The sequence below is a fragment of the Streptococcus parasanguinis genome (assembly GCF_001069785.1).
Lineage (GTDB): Bacteria > Bacillota > Bacilli > Lactobacillales > Streptococcaceae > Streptococcus > Streptococcus parasanguinis_T.
The window spans coordinates 1-21,373 of the sequence record NZ_JVSR01000065.1; the positions used below are offsets into that span (position 1 = coordinate 1).

General features: G+C 40.8%; 25 protein-coding genes. 4 read left to right on the forward strand and 21 right to left on the reverse strand.

Annotation, left to right across the window (positions count from 1 at the left end; all coding sequences use genetic code 11):
* The 6 genes from ADG03_RS11840 to ADG03_RS05240 all read right to left on the reverse strand — a co-directional run.
* On the reverse strand, positions 1–569 hold a 569-nt coding region (locus tag ADG03_RS11840; protein ID WP_239668697.1), incomplete at its 3' end, for a hypothetical protein.
* A 343-nt stretch (positions 570–912) separates the two neighbouring features.
* Positions 913–1,314, reverse strand: a complete 402-nt coding sequence (locus ADG03_RS11845) for a hypothetical protein (protein WP_239667179.1) — start codon at positions 1,312–1,314, stop codon at positions 913–915.
* Between the two features lie 13 nt (positions 1,315–1,327).
* On the reverse strand, positions 1,328–1,888 hold the full coding sequence (locus ADG03_RS05225) for a hypothetical protein (RefSeq protein ID WP_049472029.1): 561 nt from the start codon (positions 1,886–1,888) through the stop codon (positions 1,328–1,330).
* Positions 1,869–3,779, reverse strand: a complete 1,911-nt coding sequence (locus ADG03_RS05230; protein ID WP_049472030.1) for a DUF3114 domain-containing protein — start codon at positions 3,777–3,779, stop codon at positions 1,869–1,871. Before ADG03_RS05230 ends, ADG03_RS05225 begins: the two co-directional genes overlap by 20 nt.
* Positions 3,754–4,128 (reverse strand): DUF3958 family protein, encoded by a 375-nt coding sequence (locus tag ADG03_RS05235; RefSeq protein WP_049472031.1) that lies wholly within the window; start codon positions 4,126–4,128, stop codon positions 3,754–3,756. Before ADG03_RS05235 ends, ADG03_RS05230 begins: the two co-directional genes overlap by 26 nt.
* Positions 4,129–4,145: 17 nt before the next feature.
* A complete protein-coding gene (locus ADG03_RS05240) occupies positions 4,146–4,415 on the reverse strand; it encodes a TIGR04197 family type VII secretion effector (RefSeq protein WP_049472032.1) in 270 nt (89 codons plus the stop codon).
* A gap of 148 nt (positions 4,416–4,563) precedes the next feature.
* On the opposite strand from ADG03_RS05240, the gene ADG03_RS05245 reads away from it, so the two are divergent.
* The 4 genes from ADG03_RS05245 to ADG03_RS05260 all read left to right on the forward strand — a co-directional run bounded on the left by ADG03_RS05245 (position 4,564) and on the right by ADG03_RS05260 (position 7,592).
* Complete coding sequence (locus tag ADG03_RS05245) at positions 4,564–5,508, forward strand: DHH family phosphoesterase (RefSeq protein ID WP_049472033.1); 945 nt, start codon at positions 4,564–4,566, stop codon at positions 5,506–5,508.
* Between the two features lie 94 nt (positions 5,509–5,602).
* Positions 5,603–6,187, forward strand: coding sequence for a DUF5336 domain-containing protein (locus ADG03_RS05250; RefSeq protein ID WP_049472034.1), 585 nt, complete (start codon positions 5,603–5,605; stop codon positions 6,185–6,187).
* A gap of 161 nt (positions 6,188–6,348) precedes the next feature.
* Positions 6,349–6,591 carry a type B 50S ribosomal protein L31 gene (locus ADG03_RS05255; protein WP_003003666.1) on the forward strand — a complete coding sequence of 81 codons (243 nt, stop codon included), beginning with the start codon at positions 6,349–6,351 and terminating at the stop codon, positions 6,589–6,591.
* A 74-nt stretch (positions 6,592–6,665) separates the two neighbouring features.
* A complete protein-coding gene (locus tag ADG03_RS05260; protein WP_049472035.1) occupies positions 6,666–7,592 on the forward strand; it encodes a hypothetical protein in 927 nt (308 codons plus the stop codon).
* 31 nt (positions 7,593–7,623) lie between these two features.
* On the opposite strand, the gene ADG03_RS05265 is transcribed toward ADG03_RS05260, so the two are convergent.
* From ADG03_RS05265 to hemL, 15 genes are all read right to left on the reverse strand, one after another.
* The gene (locus ADG03_RS05265) at positions 7,624–8,196 is read right to left on the reverse strand and encodes a flavin reductase family protein (protein WP_049472036.1); all 573 of its coding nucleotides are present in this window, start codon (positions 8,194–8,196) and stop codon (positions 7,624–7,626) included.
* A 39-nt stretch (positions 8,197–8,235) separates the two neighbouring features.
* Positions 8,236–8,892, reverse strand: a complete 657-nt coding sequence (locus ADG03_RS05270; protein ID WP_049472037.1) for an ABC transporter ATP-binding protein — start codon at positions 8,890–8,892, stop codon at positions 8,236–8,238.
* Entirely contained in the window at positions 8,879–9,670 is a 792-nt protein-coding gene (locus ADG03_RS05275) for an ATP-binding cassette domain-containing protein (protein ID WP_049472038.1), read from the reverse strand. The genes ADG03_RS05270 and ADG03_RS05275 overlap by 14 nt, the downstream gene beginning before the upstream one ends.
* On the reverse strand, positions 9,651–10,460 hold the full coding sequence (locus ADG03_RS05280; protein ID WP_049472039.1) for an ABC transporter permease: 810 nt from the start codon (positions 10,458–10,460) through the stop codon (positions 9,651–9,653). The genes ADG03_RS05275 and ADG03_RS05280 overlap by 20 nt, the downstream gene beginning before the upstream one ends.
* Positions 10,457–11,395 (reverse strand): ABC transporter permease, encoded by a 939-nt coding sequence (locus ADG03_RS05285; protein WP_049472040.1) that lies wholly within the window; start codon positions 11,393–11,395, stop codon positions 10,457–10,459. Before ADG03_RS05285 ends, ADG03_RS05280 begins: the two co-directional genes overlap by 4 nt.
* Positions 11,396–11,540: 145 nt before the next feature.
* Positions 11,541–13,154 carry a nickel ABC transporter substrate-binding protein gene (gene nikA / locus ADG03_RS05290; RefSeq protein ID WP_049472041.1) on the reverse strand — a complete coding sequence of 538 codons (1,614 nt, stop codon included), beginning with the start codon at positions 13,152–13,154 and terminating at the stop codon, positions 11,541–11,543.
* Between the two features lie 16 nt (positions 13,155–13,170).
* Positions 13,171–13,980 (reverse strand): ABC transporter permease, encoded by an 810-nt coding sequence (locus ADG03_RS05295; protein WP_049472042.1) that lies wholly within the window; start codon positions 13,978–13,980, stop codon positions 13,171–13,173.
* Entirely contained in the window at positions 13,980–14,972 is a 993-nt protein-coding gene (locus ADG03_RS05300; protein WP_049520966.1) for an ABC transporter permease, read from the reverse strand. The genes ADG03_RS05295 and ADG03_RS05300 overlap by 1 nt, the downstream gene beginning before the upstream one ends.
* Positions 14,969–15,739: an ABC transporter ATP-binding protein gene (locus ADG03_RS05305; RefSeq protein WP_049520967.1), complete on the reverse strand. Its 771-nt coding sequence runs from the start codon at positions 15,737–15,739 to the stop codon at positions 14,969–14,971. The genes ADG03_RS05300 and ADG03_RS05305 overlap by 4 nt, the downstream gene beginning before the upstream one ends.
* 13 nt (positions 15,740–15,752) lie before the next feature.
* Positions 15,753–16,514, reverse strand: a complete 762-nt coding sequence (locus ADG03_RS05310) for an ATP-binding cassette domain-containing protein (RefSeq protein ID WP_049472690.1) — start codon at positions 16,512–16,514, stop codon at positions 15,753–15,755.
* 4 nt (positions 16,515–16,518) lie between these two features.
* On the reverse strand, positions 16,519–18,054 hold the full coding sequence (locus ADG03_RS05315; protein WP_049472691.1) for an ABC transporter substrate-binding protein: 1,536 nt from the start codon (positions 18,052–18,054) through the stop codon (positions 16,519–16,521).
* 107 nt (positions 18,055–18,161) lie between these two features.
* Positions 18,162–18,773: a histidine phosphatase family protein gene (locus ADG03_RS05320; RefSeq protein ID WP_049472692.1), complete on the reverse strand. Its 612-nt coding sequence runs from the start codon at positions 18,771–18,773 to the stop codon at positions 18,162–18,164.
* Positions 18,770–19,492, reverse strand: coding sequence for an adenosylcobinamide-GDP ribazoletransferase (cobS, locus tag ADG03_RS05325; protein ID WP_049472706.1), 723 nt, complete (start codon positions 19,490–19,492; stop codon positions 18,770–18,772). Before cobS ends, ADG03_RS05320 begins: the two co-directional genes overlap by 4 nt.
* Entirely contained in the window at positions 19,489–20,073 is a 585-nt protein-coding gene (gene cobU / locus ADG03_RS05330) for a bifunctional adenosylcobinamide kinase/adenosylcobinamide-phosphate guanylyltransferase (protein ID WP_049472693.1), read from the reverse strand. Before cobU ends, cobS begins: the two co-directional genes overlap by 4 nt.
* A 10-nt stretch (positions 20,074–20,083) precedes the next feature.
* Positions 20,084–21,367 (reverse strand): glutamate-1-semialdehyde 2,1-aminomutase, encoded by a 1,284-nt coding sequence (gene hemL, locus ADG03_RS05335; RefSeq protein ID WP_049472694.1) that lies wholly within the window; start codon positions 21,365–21,367, stop codon positions 20,084–20,086.
* Positions 21,368–21,373 lie beyond the last annotated feature (6 nt).

The following is a 21,373-nucleotide window of genomic DNA, read 5'->3' on the forward strand; positions in this document are numbered from 1 at the left end:
CATTTCAGACCTTCTTCACCCTTATAGTACCACTCGATTTTGGTTGGTAAAAATTCTTTGTTGTAGGTGATACGAACTTTGGAAAATTGACTATCCTTGATTGAATATCTACCTTCAAATTCTGGCGGATGTTTTTCATCTAATAATTTTTTATTGATGAATGAATCAGTTGAACGAGTAATTTGATAGTTGGAATCTTTTATATCTTCAATATTAATGTGGTGATTTAAAAGTGCTGAAGTGAGCTCAATATCCAAAGCTCTTTTATAATACTCCGCAGCACTATATTCCTGACTACCACCATACAATTTACTATTTTTTATTGCAGCTCCATGGTAATAAAAAAATTCTTTTTCTTTTAAATCAAAACCCGCACTGATTGATTCCTCGTTATTAACACCAGACAAGATATATGTTTCTATAAACCGTTGCTTCTCTATAATAGATTTTGAATCTTCTTGAATCTTACCTCTTTGTAAAGCTATGAAAATACCAGCAACAACCACTAGAAGCAAAGCAACTAGAAAGACTTTCAAATTGAATCGATTCTTTTTAATTTCTTTCACCATATCCATTTCATTTTAACAAAATCAGCTTTATTGCAAAAACGGGTCAATCACCCTCATTTTCTTTTTGTATTTCTTTAATAGTTTCGATTTCTTCATCCAACTTCTTGTTAAATTCAGTCTTATTCTTAAATGGGTATGAATACGTACGCCAAGTGTACCATTTCAGACCTTCTTCACCCTTATAGTACCACTCGATTTTGGTTGGTAAGAATTCTTTGTTGCATGTGATACGGACCTTGGTGAATTGACTATCCTTAATAGAATATCTTCCTTCAAATTCTGGCGGATATTCCTCTTTCAATAATTCTTTATTTACTAAAGAATCAGGTGAACGAGTGATTTGCTAATTATTCTTTTTGATTTCATCCGGTGAAATTTTCAGATTAACTAATATGGATGATAATTCTCTATTCAAAGCACGTTGATACATTTCTTTAGTTCCATAATTTCCATAACCACCATACAATTTATCCTTCTTAATAACTATAAAATACGAACTATATAGCTCTTTATCTTTTAAATCAAATCCTACTCCGGTACTCCACTCTTTTCCCCAGTCATTTTTATCTTGTACCAAAACAAATCTTTCTTTCTGCAAAATAGCACAAGCATACATTGGTTGCTGTTGAATATGATTGACTATTCGGAAACTTAAAACAGCCACTATTATTATGAATACTGCGATTAAGAGAAGACGGGCCCTCGATAAAACCTTTAACTTAAATGGATTCTTTAATATTCTCATACCGCTCTATAGCCTAATCTCCTTCTTTCTCACTTTCAATTTCTTTAATTAACTGGATTTGCTCATCCAACTTCTTATCAAAATCAGCTTTGTTTTTGAATGGGTAAGAGTAAGTGCGAATCGTATTCCAACTCATTTCACCATTTTTTTCATAGTAACCCTCAAGTTTTGTAGGCAGAAACTCTTTGTTATAGGTAACACGAACTTTTGACATTTTATACTTCGTGTAAAAACTTTCAATATCACCTCTTTGAATGTTGGAAAGTTTCTTCCTATTTATAAAATCACTTGCATCAAACTCTAGGATATAACCATGATTAATGATTTCATTATTGGTTATGGCTATCTTTAGTATTCCATACGTTAGAATGAATTCTTCCCACTCCTTGTACAGTTCTGAAGCTACAGTTGAATCAATGCCATAAGCTAGATCATTTTTTACAGCTCGGGAAGAACTATAAAATTCATGTGTTTTCAAGTCAAAACCAATCTCCTCATTAGGATATCTAGTATCCTGAACTGTAACAAATTGACGTACTTGAATTCTTTCATAACTAGTTTGCTTCGTATCCATAGAGGTTTTCTGATTTGAAATAATCCAAAATACCATTATAATCATGCTTACCAATCCAATTAATATAGTCATTATAAACTTTTTGTTTATCTTTATTTGGAACTTTCTGCCATGCTTCATAATCCTCATGTCCTCCTCCTCTTACAATATCTGCAAATCGCCCCTTATGTCCAGTACTTTTATCCGTTTTAGTCAAATCTTCTTCATAAGAAAATAACCTTTTAGCTTTGACACGGGTTGCTGGCTCAGGAGTACCATTCACATCAAGCATTCCATGTTTACCTTCGTAAAACTTAGTAACATCTGAATTTTGACCTGTTGAAGGGCCATAGTTAAAGGACTCCGTATTGGCTATTTCCCTTAATTCATCATCATTTATATATTTTCCTGGATCGGACTCATAGCGACCATTTGCCAGTTTGTGTTTATCATAGACATCCCATTGACTCTCAAACTCACCGGTATCCATATTCACAATAAACTCCACCATCCGGGCATTGTTTAAATCTTTGTCTTTAGATGAATTACCCTTAGGGACTTGAACCTTCATATTATAGGGCCGTTTGAAGCCTTCTGCTTCCTTGAAACGGTTATGGTAGTTAGAGCCAGTTGTGTAATCAAATTCAATATTGTTTTCTTTGCCATATGCTAAGAGTTTCTCGTAATCATTGGCTCCTTCGTAATGACTGCGAATATAGTAAATTGCTTGGCGATCCAAATAATAGCGGAAGAAATGGACTTGCTTCCTAAGTAAATCTTCTTTGTAATTAAGATGTTTATCACCGAATGCTTTTACAACATCCCGTCTGAAATACATGTTGAAATCACCGTGTGGTGGTAGGTTCTCTGAAATCTTATGCGTTTTGCTTGTCAAATGTATAAAATCATAATCGTCCTTTTCTGCCCCTAATTGCTTAAGAACAAGTTTTACTTTCACTTTTGAATCAAGTTTACTACTAGCATACATCTCAGTATAAATATCGGATCCAATCTCCTTGGTTTCCGCATATAAAGCATCTCTCCTTGCATTTAACTCGCTACCTGTCTTGATATCTGCTGTTCTTTTTGAAACGCCTTTGACATAGCCTTTGATGGCATCCTTATCCCAGCCATCTATTTCTTTAAGGTTCACTGCTTGTTCACGTAAACCCGTAAGAAATTGGTTATATTCGAACGCTGATACATCCTTTGGTTTCGTTGGCAAATATTCATTTTCAAACTCTTTATTCTTAATCGTTTCATTTACGAGATCAGACCAGGATAAATCCTTTGGAATAGAATACATTCCCGTATTTGGATCCCACGCTACGTTAATTTGATTGACAGCTATTTGAATAGCTTGGGCTAAAACATCAATTTCCCAGAAGATGCTTGGTGACGTTGCATTAAACGCTCTGAGTTTGTTTAATTTTTCTTGTAGTTTATTTCTAGCAGCTTTTACAATACCATCTAATACGTTTAAGCCTTGAAGTCGCTGTAATCTCTGCAAGCGTTGAAAATCTCCAGCACTAGTCGATTGACTAGCCGCAATTTCATTAATCTCTGCATGAAAGATAGCAATCATCCGATCACACTGTTCAATATCAGAAACCAACTTTTCTTCCTGTAAGTCCTCATCAGCCACCTCAGAGCGGTAGGATTTTGGGAGCTTTTTCACACTTTCTTGTGTCGCATCCGCTAAAGCTATCCCGGCCTCTTTCAATGGCTTGACAACACTCGTTACAAAGGTTCTAAAAGAGTCGTAAGCTTGTCCAGACAAGTGTGAGGCTGAGTTTTCTATTTGCGTTAATGATGTTTCTAGTGCTTCATAGGCTTTCAGTTGCTGCTCAACCATCGTCCCTGTGCTAGTAGCCTGACTATCCAAACTACCTCGATAAACTTCGATTCCCATCGTCACTCTCCTTTTCAAAGTTTAGTTTTTTTCGTTCGTGATAAATATCATTTAAATTATCTTCGATTTTTCTTTTTTGGATAGCTAATTCATCTATTTCTTCCAAATAACTAGTCGAAATTTTTCGCGATTCATGAAGGGCTTCCTCCTGAAGGTGGTCAAAAAAATTTCTAGAGGAAGGATAAGATTCAAATGCATTCCATAAAAAACGGTTTGCATCGTAGCTATACGCTTCAAAGCGGTTCAGATCCTCTTCCAACTTTCTTGTTTCTTTTATAATAGCCCTTTCTTTCTGGAAAAGTTGGTCTTCTTTTTTTCTTAATTCTGACAGTTGTTGATCGTAATCCATCTTCCTACTCTTTCAACCTATTGCATGCTCGCAGCAGTCGCTTCATCCACTTCTGTAAATCCAGTTGAAACACTTTGAAGATTGGTCCCAATTGACTCGATCGCTGCTGCAATTTCTTCTGCTTTGGTTTTAGTAGTATCAATGGCTTTATGAGCTGCATCATTTCCAGCAAGAATCGTTTTCTCATCTTTTGTAGCTGCCGCAACTCCCGAAAGTGTATCCCCACTATCTTTTAAAGAAGCCGCTAACTCTTGTGCCGTCTCAGCATTACTTTTAATTTCAATCATTCTAGTTCCTCCCATACTCAATCTATTCATTCATTCTACCAAAATATTGAACATCTGTAAAACCGCTTCCATAGTTCCTACATAGTGATAAACGCTTGCTGGATGGGCCTTTCTTATGTTAAAATTGACTAAGAAAACGAGGTATTGTATGAACGTAATGAAAGACATTCTTGAAAAGATTCAAGCTTATGACACAATTATTATCCACCGTCACCAGAATCCGGATCCGGATGCGATTGGTAGCCAGGTGGGCTTGCGGGATCTCCTGCGTGCGCACTTCCCTCAAAAGCGGGTCTTGGCAACCGGCTATGATGAGCCGACCTTGACTTGGCTTTCCGAGATGGATGAGGTCAAGGATGAGGATTATGAAGGGGCTTTGGTGATTGTCTGTGACACGGCCAATACTCCCCGCATCGATGACAAGCGTTATGCGACGGGTGATTTCCTGATCAAGATCGACCACCATCCAAATGACGATGCTTATGGCGATCTGCTCTGGGTAGATACTGAGTCTAGCTCTACCAGTGAGTTGATTGCACTTTTTGCTAAGGAATTGGATCTCGAACTTCCTGTAAGTGCTGCGCGTCTTCTCTATGCTGGGATTGTGGGCGATACAGGTCGCTTCCTTTATCCTGCTACTTCAACTCGGACCTTTGAGATCGCTGCAACTCTTCGAAGCATTCCCTTTGATTTTACATCACTTGCTCGTCAGATGGATACGATCAATCTCAAAACAGCTAAGCTTCAAGGCTATGTCTACGACCATCTTGAGATCGATGAACATGGCGCTGCGCGTGTGACCTTGACACAAGAACTCTTAAAGAAATTCGATCTACGGGATTCCGAGACTGCTGCAATTGTCGGAGCTCCTGGACGCATTGATACCGTGTCTGTTTGGGCTATCTTTGTGGAGCAGCCTGACGGTCACTTCCGTGTTCGGATGCGCAGCAAACGAAAAGTGATTAACGAAATTGCCAAACGACATAATGGTGGTGGCCATCCACTAGCTAGTGGAGCTAACTCCTACTCCCTTGAGGAAAATGACCAAATCTACCAAGAGCTACAAGATGTGGCTCGCACAAACGAAGGCTGAGAACTGTTTCTTAGCCTTTTTATCTTGACATGGGGTTTTCATATACGTTCACTTGTGGTAAAATAAAGCTAATAAAATTTTAAGGAGACTTATTATGGAAAAAAATCGTTTGTTTATTATTATCTCTGCTGCGGTAGCATTTCTTAGCTCTTTCTTGCCGTGGGCAAGCCTGAACGCCGGTGCTTTTGGTTCATACAGCTGGAATGGACTTCGCGGAGATGGTTGGTTCGTTATTATCTTTGCAGTTGTTGCGATTGTCCTTGCATGCTTGAGTGATATAAAATCTTCACTTCCAAAAGGTTTTGCAATTGGTGTTATCGTATCAGGGGCTCTCTCAACTATCGTAACATTGATCGATGTCTTCGGTGTGAACAAGTATGCTGCTGATTTCAATGGCTATGGCGTTTCAATCGGCTTTGGTTTGATCCTCGCTTTGATCGCATCTATCGCTATTGTTGTGACTGGTCTCTTAGCGATGTCAGGTGGTAAAATCACTAAAGGAACCTTCGAAGAACTTGCTGAATCTGGAAAAGGATTTGCCCAATCTGTTGGACGCGTAACATCTTCTACTGTAAAAACTGCTGTAGATGAAATCAAAAAAGAAACTCACGAACACACTGAGGGACAAGCTGATCAACCGGTTGAAGCACCAAAAGATCCAAATCAATCTGAACAATAATAATATCAGAATCGCCTTGGTCCTGCCAGGGTGATTTTTTTGATCATTAATTTAAATAAAATTAGTGAAAATACTTGTCAAGATCCTGGAAATTTGGTACACTAGCTAAGTAACAATCTATGGCTCGGAAAGAGACCATGGCAGAAAGGAAATATTGCAAAATGAAAAAAGATATCCATCCAGAATATCGCCCTGTTGTCTTCATGGACACTACTACTGGTTACAAGTTCGTCAGCGGTTCAACTAAGTACTCTAACGAAACAGTTGAATTCGAAGGTGAAACTTACCCATTGATCCGTGTTGAAATTTCATCAGACTCACACCCATTCTACACTGGACGTCAAAAGTTCACTCAAGCAGATGGACGTGTGGATCGTTTCAACAAAAAATACGGTCTCAAATAAGAACCAACACAGAACCACTTCCCTTTCGGGAGTGGTTTTTTTGAGTTCTTCCTTTCTTATGTTACAATAGAAAAATGCATTATATCACAGAAACATTGGGGACTTATCTCGCCTTAAAACCCTACCACCATTATTCTTCCATTCCGTTGGTTCGTTTTGAGAATGAAACAGCGGATACTTTTATTCTCCTCTTTAAAAGAGAGATGCAACTGTTTGTGATTGATCTAGAACAAGATTCTGGGCAAAGTCTTTTATTTGCCCATGCTAGTCTCATCGACCGTCAGGAGCTCTTAGAGGGCATCGCTGCTGTCCCTCTTGAAGCACTTCATACTCTTTACGTTTTGGCTTTCCCACGAGATCTGTACGAATTTTCTGAGGAAGCGCGGTTAAAGAACATCGTTGCTCTCTATCAGGCTCACGAGGACGTCCTTTCTTTTCTAAAGTCGACACGTACTATAGGGGACCAGGTCACGGCTTATGAACTCGAATGGAAAAGAACAACAAAAAGCCTGGCAGACTTTGATCCTTTTCGTTATACGAGCCGTTCTGAGGTGGGAGCTCCTGATGATCTATCGGTTGTCTCCAGCAAAGACTATGACTTCATTCCCGATTTTCATCCCTTCTTATATAGTAAACGTGGGGGCAAGGTCTTCAGCATCCCAGCTGACTATCTGGACCCTAAAACTGGACAAAGGGCCAACCTTGAGATCATGGGCTGGTACTTGCGAGATCAGCAGCTAAAACTTCGATGGAAACCCAAACACACGCGCAAGAGACGTTGGCGTTCTTCGCAACTCTCTATCGACATTGTCAGCAAGCACTACTTCTTTCAAGGTGAAATTTATAAAGGGGCCAGTGCTCCTGTCTTTCTGGATCAGTTGGAATTTAAAGTCCCACAAGGATACCAAGCTGACCTAGAAAAAGCCTACCAAGAGTTTCTAAGCATGGTAGAGGAACGAAAACGCAAAGTCCTTCTTCGAAAGGTGGCGCTTGGAAAGTAAAAAGGCTAAGGGGTCCCCTAGCCTTTTTCTGCTATTCTTCATTTTCTCTGATTTTCTTGATGATGCTTCCCATTTGAACGCCACCATCTTTATAGTTTCTATAATAACGGCCGGCTCCATCTCCAATATAGCTGATCGGTGAGAAAGTATCGCTCTTGAAGGTACCATCTTCGTCAATCAAGTCTTCTTCTACTTCACGACGAGTTACACGAGCGATAATATTGGTCAATGCTCCGCATTCTACAAATTCAACAACTTGGCATTCAATGGAAACTGGACAAGCCGTTACCATTGGAGCGTCTACTGTTTCCCCAATTGTATAGTCTAGACCTGTAAGAGCAAACTTGTCCTTGCGGCTATTGAAACCAGCAATTTCAACCTCTGTTAAGAGCTCTTCTGTAGGGATATTCACGGTGAACGATCCGTGTTTTTTAATTTCTGTGACGGCATTTCCTTTGGTTCTCATAGCGACCACCATCATACTACCGAGAGTATAGGCTGAGCTAGAGGTCGAAATATTATAGCCATGCACCTCATCCTTGTATCCTAAGAAAAATACAGGAAATCCAAAGTATAATTTACGTGTTTCGAATGTTAGTTTCACGCATTTCTCCTTTTTATTGCTTCTTGTTTTCTTCGAACATCAGGTCGCTTCCGCTACATCCTGAAGTTCGCGGGTAAATTGACCATTTTCTAAGATCAGGGTGCGATCACAAATGGCCCGGCACAATTGCTCATCATGGGCGATGAAGATAAAGGTATTCTGATACTTACCATGAATCTTGTAAAGCAATTGCAAAATCTGAACCTGGGTTTTGGGATCCAAACCACTGAGGGATTCATCAAAAATAATGATATCTGGGTTTAATAGCAAGGTCCTGGCAATGCAAACTCTCTGCAGCTGGCCACCACTTAATTCTCTCGCTCTTTTATCTAGTACTTCTGATGGTAGAGCGACCTCTTTTAAAACGGTGTGGACCTGGTCCATCGGAAAATCCTTGGGAAGAGCTTCTAACAAAATTTCTTGAACACTAAATCGTGGATTAACTGCGTGAAAAGAATCTTGGAAAACGACTAAGATGCGAACGCCGTCCTCTTTGATGGAATAGGTTTTGCCATCTAAGAGAACCTGGCCTTGAGTTGGTTTTTCAATTCCTAAGATGACTCTTGCTAGGGTGGACTTGCCACTCCCACTTTCTCCCATAATTCCGACAATTTCACCTTTTTTTATGGATAGATTGCAATGGTCTAATACAGTTTTTCCTTGATAGTTGACCGTAATATCTTTACATTCCAGCATTATTTCTGATCACCTGCTTCAAATCTTGTTCTAAGAATAATTCCTTGGTATAGCTTTCTTTTGGAGCTGTCAAAAGATCCTCGGTTTTTCCAAATTCAACTACTTTCCCCTTCTCTAAGACCAACATGTTGCCCCCAAGTTCCCTCGCCAAATAATAGTCGTGGGTAACGGTAATAACCGTCTTGTGCTGAGCCAGTAGGTCTTTGATCAAGCTTAGGATCATCTCACGGTTTACACGATCGACTGCTGAGGTTGGTTCGTCTAGTATAATCGTTTCTGGATCTAGACATAAGATAATGCCTAACATAATCCGTTGGAGCATTCCTCCACTCAGTTCAAAGGAATATTGATGGAGAACCGCTTCCGGATTTGCGATCCGAACCTTTTCTAAAACGTCAAGAGCTTTCTTGTGGCAGTCACTTTTGGAAAGAGTTGAATGACTTTTTATGGTTTCATAGAAATGCGTCCAAATCGTTTGAAAGGGATTAAACATAGACATGGGATTTTGAACCAAGTAGGCGATCTTCTGCCCTCTAAAGGCGTTCCAGTCTTTGTTTGAAAAAGAATCGAGATGGAGATCTCCATAATGAATCGATCCGGTCTGTTTCATGTTCCGAGGAATAATCCCTATTAAAGCCTTGGTTAAGAGCGTTTTCCCTGATCCACTTTCTCCCACCACTAGTAGGGATTCTCCTAAGGGATGGGTGAAAGAAACCCGATCTAGACGAGACTCCTCCTGATCTACAAGAGAAAGATCTTTAATGATGAATGATGCCATTCTTCTCTCCTTTCTCTTCGATATATTCACCAAATAGGTTAAAGGAAATGACGGTTAAAAAGATAGCTAAGCCTGGTGCGATCATCATCCAAGGCGCCACTCGGAAGTAAGCCCGCGCATCATGCAACATTAAGCCCCACTCTGAAACATTGGGTTGGACTCCAATTCCTAAGAAAGAAAAACCAGAAATCATTAGAATGATATTCCCGATGTTCATGAGAAGAATCACCAGTACGGGCTTGTATATAAAGGGCAAAATATGGTTTTTGAGGATATGAAATGACCCCATTCCCATGATCTGAGCACTAATCACATAGGGCTCTTGTTTGGTAGAAATAACCAGATTTGTCACAATCCTTGCGTAGTAGATCCATTCGATTATGACAATGGCAATGATCATATTGCTCATCCCTTGTCCTAGGATTCCAACGGTAGCTAGGGAGAGAAGAAAACTTGGGAAGGCCATCAAGACATTGGTAAACCAAAGAAAGGCTCCTTCCAATTTTCCCTGATACCACCCTACAACCAAACCTACGATAAAGCCAGTCACTACTTCCAAGATGCTAATCGCAACAGCTAAGAATAAGGAATAGCGTGCCCCGTACAAGAGTCTAGAGAAAACATCCCTTCCCAATTGGTCTGTTCCTAAAAGATGTTGAGGACTCGGACTTAGGAGTTTATTGGAAACATCCACATACTGGGGATCATAAGGCGCTATAAAGGAGGCGAACAAAGCAAGGAAAACCAAGAGACCTAATATGAAAATAGAAAACATCACACTTTTTTTCATGATCGATTTCCTCTCTTCCTTACTCGTGGGTCTATCCAGTGGTTGACGGCTTGCGTTATACCGTTGTTCAATAAGAATAGCAAGCCAAATAACATCATACATCCCTGAATTAAGGGAGAATCGATCGATCGAATCGCCTCTACAAACAAACTCCCTAATCCATTCCAAGCGAAGACTTCTTCAACAATCAAGGAACCGGTCATCAAATAGACAAAGGTTAGACTTAAGCCAGTCGCAATGGAGGGCAAAGCATTTCGAAGAATATGATTGGTTAAAAGATAGCGTAGTTTAACCCCTCTCATGCGCGCATTCTCAACATGAGGACTTTCAAGCTGGGTCGATACGGCTTTTCGCACCAAGGCAATATATTGGCCAATCAGTGAAAAGCTTAAAGTGATGCTTGGTAAGACGATGCTTAAAGGTTCATTTATACCCGATACAGGCAATAAGCCTAATTTCACAGAAAAAATAAAAATCAACATGTACCCCAACCAAAAGGCAGGCATGGATACTGAGCTAAAAGCAAGGAACCGCACACATTTGTCAAAGAAGGAATTGGTCTTCAAGCCACTGATAACCCCAATGGGAATAGAAACGACAATAATCAGAATAAAGGATGTCACTCCTAAATAAAAAGTAGACAGGAACCGACTAGCAATCAAACTGACAACTGATTCTTTCAATAAATAAGAGGTCCCAAAATCCAAGTGAAGGACCTTAACAAACCAAGAAAAATACTGTTCAATCCAGGATTTATCCAAGCCCAAATAAGTTCTAGCATTTTCAAGAGCTGCAGGGGTGATCGGCAAATGCCGGATTCGAAGATAATTTTCTGCTGGATCCTGCGATGTAAATTTGGTCAGGATAAAGGTGATAATGGAGATAACAAGTAAACCACTTATAAAACTAATAATTTTTTTAAAAATAGCTTTCATATCATATAAACTTAGATCCTAAAAACAATGTGACCCGGTTTAAAAGATCCACAGAAGATCCTTTAAACCGGAGGTCCCCTAACAAAATGAAAGGATAATCACTTTGAACGAGGTTACATTGTTTTCTTCATTCCAGATCTTGTCCTTATTTGTTCACTTTTTCAATGTAGCGAACTGGAAGGGCATTTTCTTCTGGAGCGAAACGAACATTTTTCAACTCACCTGTACGATAAACAGAGATCACTGATTGATAAGTCAATGGGATATACACCGCTTCTTCATGGAGCAAGGTCAAAGCTTTCTTATAGCCAGCATCTACTTTTTCTTCATCTGGTTCTGTTAAGGTTTGTTTGATGGTTTCATCCAATTCTTTCTTGATTGGAAGTGCTTCAAGGGAAACATTTTCTGGGTGACCATGAGCAGACTCAGCTGTCAAAGCTGTCATCCAAGCGTGAGGATCCCATGGTGCTCCCCAAGAGAAGGTGAGCATCATATCAAAGTTTCCTGTTTTCGCATTTTCCCAATAATCATCTTCTTCCATAGCTGTCAATTTGACTTCGACACCAATTTTCTTCAATTCGCCTTGGAAATATTCAGCTAGGTCTTTATCAGTTGCTTTGGTAGAAATGTAAGGGAAATTCAATTCCATCTTCTTGCCATCTTTTTCACGGATGCCATCAGAACCCATCTTCCAACCAGCAGCATCCAACATTGTTTCTGCTTCTTTCTTATCAAATTTATATGGTGTTAAGCCAGCATCTGAGTGAGGAGTTGATTTAGAGAAGATGGTATCGGCAGGAGTTTCTGCCCCCATGAACAATTTCTCTGCAATTTCTTTTTTGTTAATGGCATGGTTAATAGCTTTACGAACATTCTTATCTTGGAAGACTTCTTGTTTGGCATTCAAGAGCAACAAGCGAGTAGACATTGGTTGCGAAACATCCGTTGTATATTTCTTATCTTTCTTGTATTGAGCGAAGGTATTTAAACCAATCACACCATTTCCATACAGCAAATCTACTTTACCAGATTCAAATTCTAAAGCACGTGTTTGGGCATCTGGAATAATCTTGATGGTCACTTCTTTCAGTTTTGGTTTTTCACCCCAGTAGTTTTCATTCCGTGCAAAAGTGATGTATTCGTTAGATTTTTTATCTTTGACCACCCATTGACCAGTACCAATAGGGGATTTGATTTTATTCTTAGTTGTATCATCACCATCCGGGAAGCTGGCATCTGCTAAGAAACGAATTGGACGAATCATAGAAAGATCGTAAAGTGTGGCACTGTATGGTTCTTTAAGGGTAATTTCAAAGGTATGATCATCAACCACTTTGTAACTATCCAAAACATTGGTAAAGTTAAACCATTCATGGTTTCCTTTGTTTTCTTTTGAGAAGATCGTATCGAAATTCCGCTTCACATTAGCTGCGTTGAAATCAGAGCCATCTGAGAATTTGGCTTTTCTCAAGTTGAAAGTATAGGTTTTCCCATCTTCACTAACCTTCCAGCTCTCTGCTAAGGCAGGCTCAATTTTCCCATTGTCTCCGTAACGGACAAGACCTTCATACACCAAATCTTGAATAATAAATTGATCTGGATTATATACGTGAGGATTGACATCTCCGAAGTCTTCTCCCCAAGCAAGCGTGATTTTATCTTTTTCACCACTACTGTCTGCAGACTTGCCATTCTGCTGGCAGGCAGCTAAACACAAAACTGCTAAACTCGTAACAGCTAATTTCCAAAATTTTTTCATTAGATAAACCTCATGATTAATTTTTTTGATTCATATAATTTTGTAGAGCATCTCCAAATTTTGTAATCAATAAAATGACCCCGATTAAGAAGATACAAGGAAAAGCGACGATCCAGGGAGCTTCCTGGATATAGATACGACCATCATTCATCATGGCTCCCCACTCTGGAGACGGAGCCTGCGCGCCTAGTCCAACAAAACTGAGGCCAGCAATCTCCATGATGATCGTCGAAACATTAAAAGTCATGGTAGTGACAATTTGCGGAAATAAACTAGGAACATAGTAATGTTTGATGGTCTTCCAAAAACTATTCCCATACATTTTTGCTGACTGAACATAGAAATCATTTTTTAAACGCAGGGTCAGCGACCGCATGATATAGGCATACTTGGTCCAAGCCGTTAAGCCAATCGCTATGACCGTTTGTTGCAAACCTACCCCTAATAGGCTCACAATAGCAATCACTATGACGATGGATGGCAAGGACTGAAAAGCCGTAATGAACAAGAAAATAGCACGATCCAACTTCCCGCCTATCAAGGCACTGGTCACCCCAATCAAGGAACCAACTAGGGTGACAAAGAGAAGAATCCCAACTGCAGGTACAATGGTTTGTACCCCACCACTCAGAGTTCGAGCAAATACAGACCGGCCCACGGCATCTGTACCAAACCATTCTTGACTATTGGGTGCTTGGAGAGCATTTCCTAAATGGACCTTAGTGATGCTGTCTCCTAAAAAGATGGGTGAAAGACAAGAAACTACTAGAACCAAGAGAAGGCAGCCAGCCAAGAGATAGAGGTTGCGGTGACTAACTTTTTTCATCACTTAGCCCCTCCATTTCCTTTAGGACTGACCTCTTTCTTAAAAAGAAGGAAGGGGGTTGGTTGCGATAGACGGGCCTTCGGATTTAGCCATGTGATCAAGGCTTGGGTGGTAAAATTGACAAGCAATACCCCAAGTGTAATCACCAGAACAGCACCTTGGACCAGAGGATAATCCCGATTGACCACAACTGCAATCAGCATTTTTCCAATTCCTGGCCAAGAGAATAAATACTCTATGATAGCAACACCTCCTAACAGAGAACCCAGTGACAAACTCACCAATGTTAACAAAAAGGGAAGGGTATTATACAAGACATCCTTAAATAGAATGCGACCTTCCGGTATGCCACGTCCTCTGGCACCTTCTACTGCTGGTGACTGCAGCTCATCTATGATGGCCGTTCTTAATTGAGGAATATAGCGCGTAGACATGGTCAGGGCCATGGTAGAAATCGGTAAAATTAAGCCCCATTCATTTGCAGTTGACTGAATAGGAAACCAGCCAAGCTTGACCGAAAAGACAAGCATTAAGAGAATTCCAATGACAAAACTAGGAATGGCATTTAATAATGCGCAAACCGTCATTATAAATCGATCCAGTCGACTACCGATATGATAGGCTGCATATATCGCGAGAGGAAGGGAAATGGCAAGCGTTGCTAACAAGATATGGATCCCTAGATAAATCGTATTTGGAAAGTAAAAGACCAATTGATCCCAAACTGGGGCTCCTGTACGATAGCTGATCCCAAAATTCCCTTGGAGGATGTTTCCTAACCATCTCAGATATTGCAGTATAAAACTATCATTTAAGCCCATCTCAGCTCGTTTTATCTCTAGTAGTTCTTTGGTATAAGGAATTCCTTGCGCATTTAAAATACTTTCTGCAGGGTCCCCTTTTGCCAAATAAACGAGTAAAAATGAAAGAAAGCTGACACAGAGCAGAATCAAAACCATTTGAAACAGTAATTTGATGAAATATCTTATCATGGCTCCCTTCCTTCTTCCTGATATGGTTTCATCAATAGTTTGGTGTAGTCCGATTGAGGATTTCGCAAAACGTCTGACATCACCCCTTTCTCTTGAATTTTTCCATCTTTTAGTACCATGATTTCATCACAAAATTGGCTGACCAGCGCAATATCGTGTGAAATAAAGAGAAAAGAGGTTTGGGAGCTATTCTGAATCTCTTGTAGAAGGTCCATCACTCCCTCTTGGACAGTCACGTCTAAGGCACTGGTGATCTCATCACAAATCAATAAGTCAGGCTGGACCAAGAGAGCTCTGGCTATAGCCATCCGTTGGCATTCTCCGCCACTTAATTGGTGGGGAAACTGCTGCGCCAGATCCGGATGTAAGCCAACCCTTTCCAAGAGTTGGTGAATCTGCTCTTCCATCTCCTTCTTAGTCTTACAAATCTTAAAATTCTGACAAACCTCTTCTAAACTTGCTTGTAAGGTCCTTTTGGGATGAAAAGCTTCTTGGGGCTGTTGAGAAATATATTGCACCTTTTTGTAAAACTCAAGGTCTGTATAAGTCGTCAGCGATTGCCCCAAGAATTGAATACTTCCCTCTTGCACATTCAGGAGTCGACTCAGAATTTTGGCAATGGTGCTTTTACCCGAACCGGATTCTCCAACCAAACCAAGCCGATGCCCTTTTTCTAGGGTAAAGGAGACATCAAAAACACCAGCCTGATGATGAAGCGGATCATTATAATGATGAGTGAGATCTTTACATTCGAGTAAATAGGTCATTTGGTGACTCCTGCTACAATTTTAATTTTGGAATAGCCATTAGTAACTTCTGGGTGTAGGGATGTTGCGGATTTTGGAAAATTTGGTCGCGACTTCCTTCTTCCACAATCTTCCCCTCCTTCATAACCAAGATCCTATCTGCCAACTTTTTGGCGACACTCATATCATGAGTGACAAATAAGAGGCTAGATTCTTCGGTCCTTAGCAATTCAATCAAGGTTTGAATAAACGATTCCTTGGAGAGAACATCAAGGGCACTGGTCGGCTCATCTGCCAAGAGCAATTTAGGATGACTGGCTAAGGTCAAAGCAATGGCCACTCGTTGCATCATACCTCCACTAAGTTCAAAAGGGTACTTTGATGGAACCTGTGCTGGATCTAAGCCAACCATCTGGAGGCATTCCTCTAACGATCTCATCTTTTCTACTTGAGAGCCATGACTCTTGACGAGATCCTCGTAATGGTGCTTGATTTTACGGTTGTTGTTAAAACCGAGACTGGACTGTTGGGTAATCCAGGCCAGTTCTGTCCCTACAAATGGATAAAAAACCCGCTTCTTTTGTGGGCTGATGGCCTGATCCCTATAAGAAATCCTGCCTTGGGTAAAGACTAAGTCATTCAAGGGAAGACCCAAAAGCAGTTTTAAAATCGTTGTTTTGCCACTTCCGCTTTCTCCGACGATTCCGACTGCTTCACCTGCCGAAACGGTTAGAGAAAGTTGATCTAAAATAACCTTTGACGGGGAAGAAACCGTTACATTCGTCAGTTGCAACATAGCTTTACTCCTTCGAGAGTTTGTTGGTTACATGATAATAATCTGTTGGATGGGATTCCAAATGAGAGATGGATTTGTCCATGACGATGGCAACTTTATAAAATCCAATGATCGTATACCCATGATCCTTATCCATAAGGGCTTGAATGTCCTTGCTCAATTGGATTCGTTTTTTCTGATCGGTCTCAGTTGCTAGCGCTTCGATCTTCTGATCAGCTTCCGCATTGCTATAATGACCGACATTTCCTACTCCCTCAGTTTTGACAGCTGAGTTAAAGTAAGCATATGGATCGCCAATCGGAGCAGCTACGACGGCATAAGGCGTGAAGGCGTAATCTTTCTCCTTTGCGACAGCACTCACTTCCACCTTACGAATCTTCGCTTCAATTCCAACCTCTTTTAATTGTTGCTGAGAAGCTTCAATGGCTAACGGCATTTCTGGTAAACGAGTAAAGGAGAGCAATTCAATCGTGACTTTCTTTCCATCTTTTTCACGGTAGCCATCTCCATCTGTATCCTTGTAGCCAGCCTCATCTAACAGTTTCTTAGCTTTTTCTACATTAAACTCATGAACACTTTTATCTAAGGCAAAATCGGAGCTAGAAGGGAGCGGTCCAGTAGCTGGAACGGCCGCACCTTTAAAGAGGGATTCTGTATAAGTTTTCTTGTCGACCAAGGTATCCAAAGCTTGACGGAACTGATCATCAGCTACATAAGGATTTTCAAAGTTGTAGACATAGCTTAAGTAACGGCCACCTTCTTTTTCAGAAATTTTATACTGACTGTCCTTCTTAAAGCTTGCTAAATTAGCATAGGGTAGCCCATAAACAGCATCGACTTCTTTGGATTGAAGGGCAGCAGAAATGGCTGTCGGATCAGAGAAATATTTAATCTGAACCTGTGCGACCTTCGCTTTACCACCCCAATAGTTTTCATATGCCTCTAGAGTAGCTCCTGTTTCTGGGGTATAGGTCTTAATAAGAAATGGACCTGTCCCTACTGGAGATTTATCAGAGGCAGCCTTCCCATCTACATCTACAATAACAGAATAAGGCTCTGCTAATAGATTCTTCATGATCGGCTGTTCGATTTTTGTTTTAATGGTGACGGTTTGACCATCTGAATGAATGCTCTCAATTCCAAGGTCATCCGCTGCACGTTTACTCTTTTCAATGAGTCGTTTCAGAGAAGCCTCTACCTTAGCTCCTGTCATTTTTTCCCCATTTTGGAAAGTAACATCATTGCGAAGGGTAATTTTCCACTCCAATTGAGAGGGGTGTTCAATTTTTTCAGCTAGCCAAGGTTGTGGTTCTAACTGATCATCCATTTTAAATAATGTTTCACCCACTCCATAACGGACAGTGAACCAGCCATTGTACTCGTCTGCAGGATCAATATTGGTTGGAAACTGAGTATACCCAATGGTCACTGTTTGAGCCTTTTTGGCTTCCTCAGGTGAGGAAGGTTGATTCGTTTTTGCACAACCAAGAAGAGCGACGCTCACTAAAGCTGTTCCTAAAAGTAATTTCCATTTTTTCATTTGTATTTTCATCCTGTTAATATAGTTTAATTGGCAAGAAAATAAAACGAAAAGATAACCAATCCCAATAACTACCGTCTTACTTTCTATATCATTTTGTGTTTTGATCACTTGTCCTGTGAATGATTAAATTCAGCTTCTTGTTTGATAAGTCTTTCTTCCCAAGGATCATTGTCCTCTAATAGCAAGGCCGTTCCTTGTGGGATATCGATCGACCAGAAATCAGCTTCCATATTAACTAAAAACTGGTAAATCAGGCGTAAGACTCCTAAATGCCCTACAATTACGATTTCAGGGTCCGCTGTTTCGCGAATCTCCTTGACAATCGACCAGACCCGTTCTTTAAATTTTTCAAAGGGTTCAGCCTTAGACGGCGTCACCTCAAAGGGGCTTTCCAGCCATTCTTCCCAAACCAAGGGAAAGGCCGCTTGAATTTCGTTGGCTGTCCTTCCCTCCCATAAGCCGAAATCTCTTTCGTTCAAGGCTTTATAAGCCGTTGGTTTCTGATCTGGGAAAATGATGGCTGCTGTTTCTTGCGTTCTTTTGAGCTGACTAGTATAAACCCGCGAAATGCTTTTTCCTTTCATCAATTGATGAAGGAGGGCTGCTTGTTCTTTTCCCGTCTCATTGATTGAGACATCCGCTTTTCCATAGAAAAATCGTTTTTTATTAAAGTCTGTTTCTCCATGGCGAATCAGGTACCACTTTTCTACTGTCATATGATCATTCCTAACAAAAATAATATCTGGGCTACTTCTACTGATGCTCCCAAGGTATCCCCTGTCTCCCCATCAATCTTTTGGTAAACGAACCAACGAAAGGCAAGAGTCCCAAGAATGACCAAGCTATAAGCAAGAAGCCCTTTTAGCCAAAAACCAGCAATAAGAACAGTCAGTGGGACAATCTGAGCTAAGAGGATCGAACTGGTCTTGGTTCCGGAAAAGAAATTTCCAGAGCCACCAGATTCCCTTGCATAGCGCATCTTGTAGAGCTGAATGGTCAAACCAACCTTTCCAATCATTGATAAAGAAGCGACAATCAGCCACTTGGGCTGGGGAAGATAAGGTCCCATGGCGATCATGAAGCCGTAATAGAAAATTAAGGCCAAGACACCGTTACTACCGATACGGCTGTCTTTCATGATTTCCAACATCCGTTCTTTGGAACGAGAAGAGAATAAGCCATCAGCTGTATCAGCAAGGCCATCTAAATGGAAGCCTCCCGTTAAAAGAACATCAAAGAACAAGGTCAAAATCCAGGCAATGGTGTCAGGAAGTGCCAAAGATGTCAAAACAAAAAATAAGGAGGAAATGAGTCCTAATAAGAGACCAAAGAGCGTTAAAATGGGAACTCCTTTTCGCACATAGGAGAGATCAACCGCTTTTGGAATCACAATCCGACTAAAAAATTGTGTATAGATAATCAGTGCTGAAATCATTTTAACTGCTGTGCTAGTCCACAAATAACTAAGTAGACTTCACTTGCCTCCTTTGCAATCAATTGATTGACCCGACCTTGAAGATCTCTAAAGTAACGTCCTAGACGCGTGTCCGGAACAATACCCAGACCCACTTCATTGGTGACAATCCAAAAAGTAGCTTCGCGTTTCTTCATAGCAGAAAGAATCTGAGACCACTCGGCTTCCATGGCTTCCAAAATTCGGGCTTGTTCGGCTTTACTTAAAAACTGCTCATCTGATAAGTAGCTTTTCTCGGGATACCACTCATTGACCAAATCAAAGAGCCGATTGGTCGTCAACATGGTCGCACAGTCTACTATGTAATCACCGTGTTCGTCTTGTGCAATCCAAGTCGCTAAGTCCCGGTATTGCTCGAGCGTATCCCAGCTTTGTGGTCGTCTTTCTTGATGCAGCTTAACCCGCTCCTGCCATTCTGGATCCTCTTTCATCACGAGACCAGTTGCTATGTAACAAACCCCTTCCTTCTGCAAAAGTTTGGATTCAGCGAAGGAGGATTTGCCACTACGAGCACCACCCGTGACTAAAACAATCTTCCCCATAATCTTCCTTTCATGACAACTGGCTAAAGACTTTGTCAAAAGCAGCTAAAGTACTGTCCAGATCTTCAAAGGAATGGGCACTGGATAAGAAGTTGCTTTCATACTGAGATGGTGCAATATAAACACCTTCTTCTAAAAGTAAGCCATGGACCTTGGCAAAAAGCTGATGATCTGCTTCTTTGGAATCTTCAAAATTCAAAACTGGCTTTTCTGAGAAGAAAAATCCAAACATGGTTCCAACAGAGACTACTTGAAGGGCCACTCCATGTTTTTCTGCCAACTGGCGAAGCCCCTGACAGAGATAGTCTGTCTTTTCAACCGTTTGATCAAAGACTTCCTTGGTCAATAGGCGCAAGTTTTCATAGCCCGCTGCCATGGCAATTGGATTCCCTGATAGAGTTCCTGCTTGATAAATATCTCCTAAAGGAGCAATTTGATTCATGTACTGAGCTTTCCCGCCAAAAGCAGCAACTGGGAAACCACCACCAATGACTTTTCCTAGACAGATCAAATCTGGATCGACTTGATACAAGCCCACCGCCCCTTGGTAATGAGCCCGAAAACCAGTCATGACTTCATCCATGATGAAGAGTGAACCTGCTTCTGTTGTGAGACGGCGAATCTCCTCGATAAATTCTTGATGGCCTGGAATCAAGCCCATATTGCCGGCAACAGCTTCTACGATCACACAGGCAATTTCTGCACCGTGTTCTTCAAAGCAGGTCCGTAAAGCCTCTAGATCGTTATAAGGAAGGGCAATGGTCTCACGCGCCACCTCAGGAATCACACCTGCTGAATCTGCAATACCAAAGCTTGCTACACCAGAGCCAGCTTGTACCAAGAAAGAATCACTATGTCCATGGTAGCAACCAATAAATTTCACTACTTTTGGTCGTTTGGTAATCCCACGCGCTAAACGAATAGCACTCATGGTTGCCTCTGTTCCTGAATTGACCATGCGGATTCTCTCAACGAAAGGCAAGCGTTCTTTAATCAGTTTGCCTAATTTGATCTCACGTGGACTTGGTGCACCGTAACTGGTTCCTTCCCATAGAGCCTCTTGCACTTCCTCAAGCACTTCTTTTCGAGCATGTCCTAAAATCATAGGTCCCCAAGAGAGCACATAATCCACAAATTGATTACCATCCACATCATAGAGGTAAGCTCCTTGAGAATGGTCAATGAAAAGAGGATTGCCACCTACTGCCTTAAAAGCTCGTACAGGGCTATTGACACCACCTGGGAAAATAGATTCTGCTTCTTTGAAGTAATCATTTGATTGTGTTCGTTTCATCTTTCT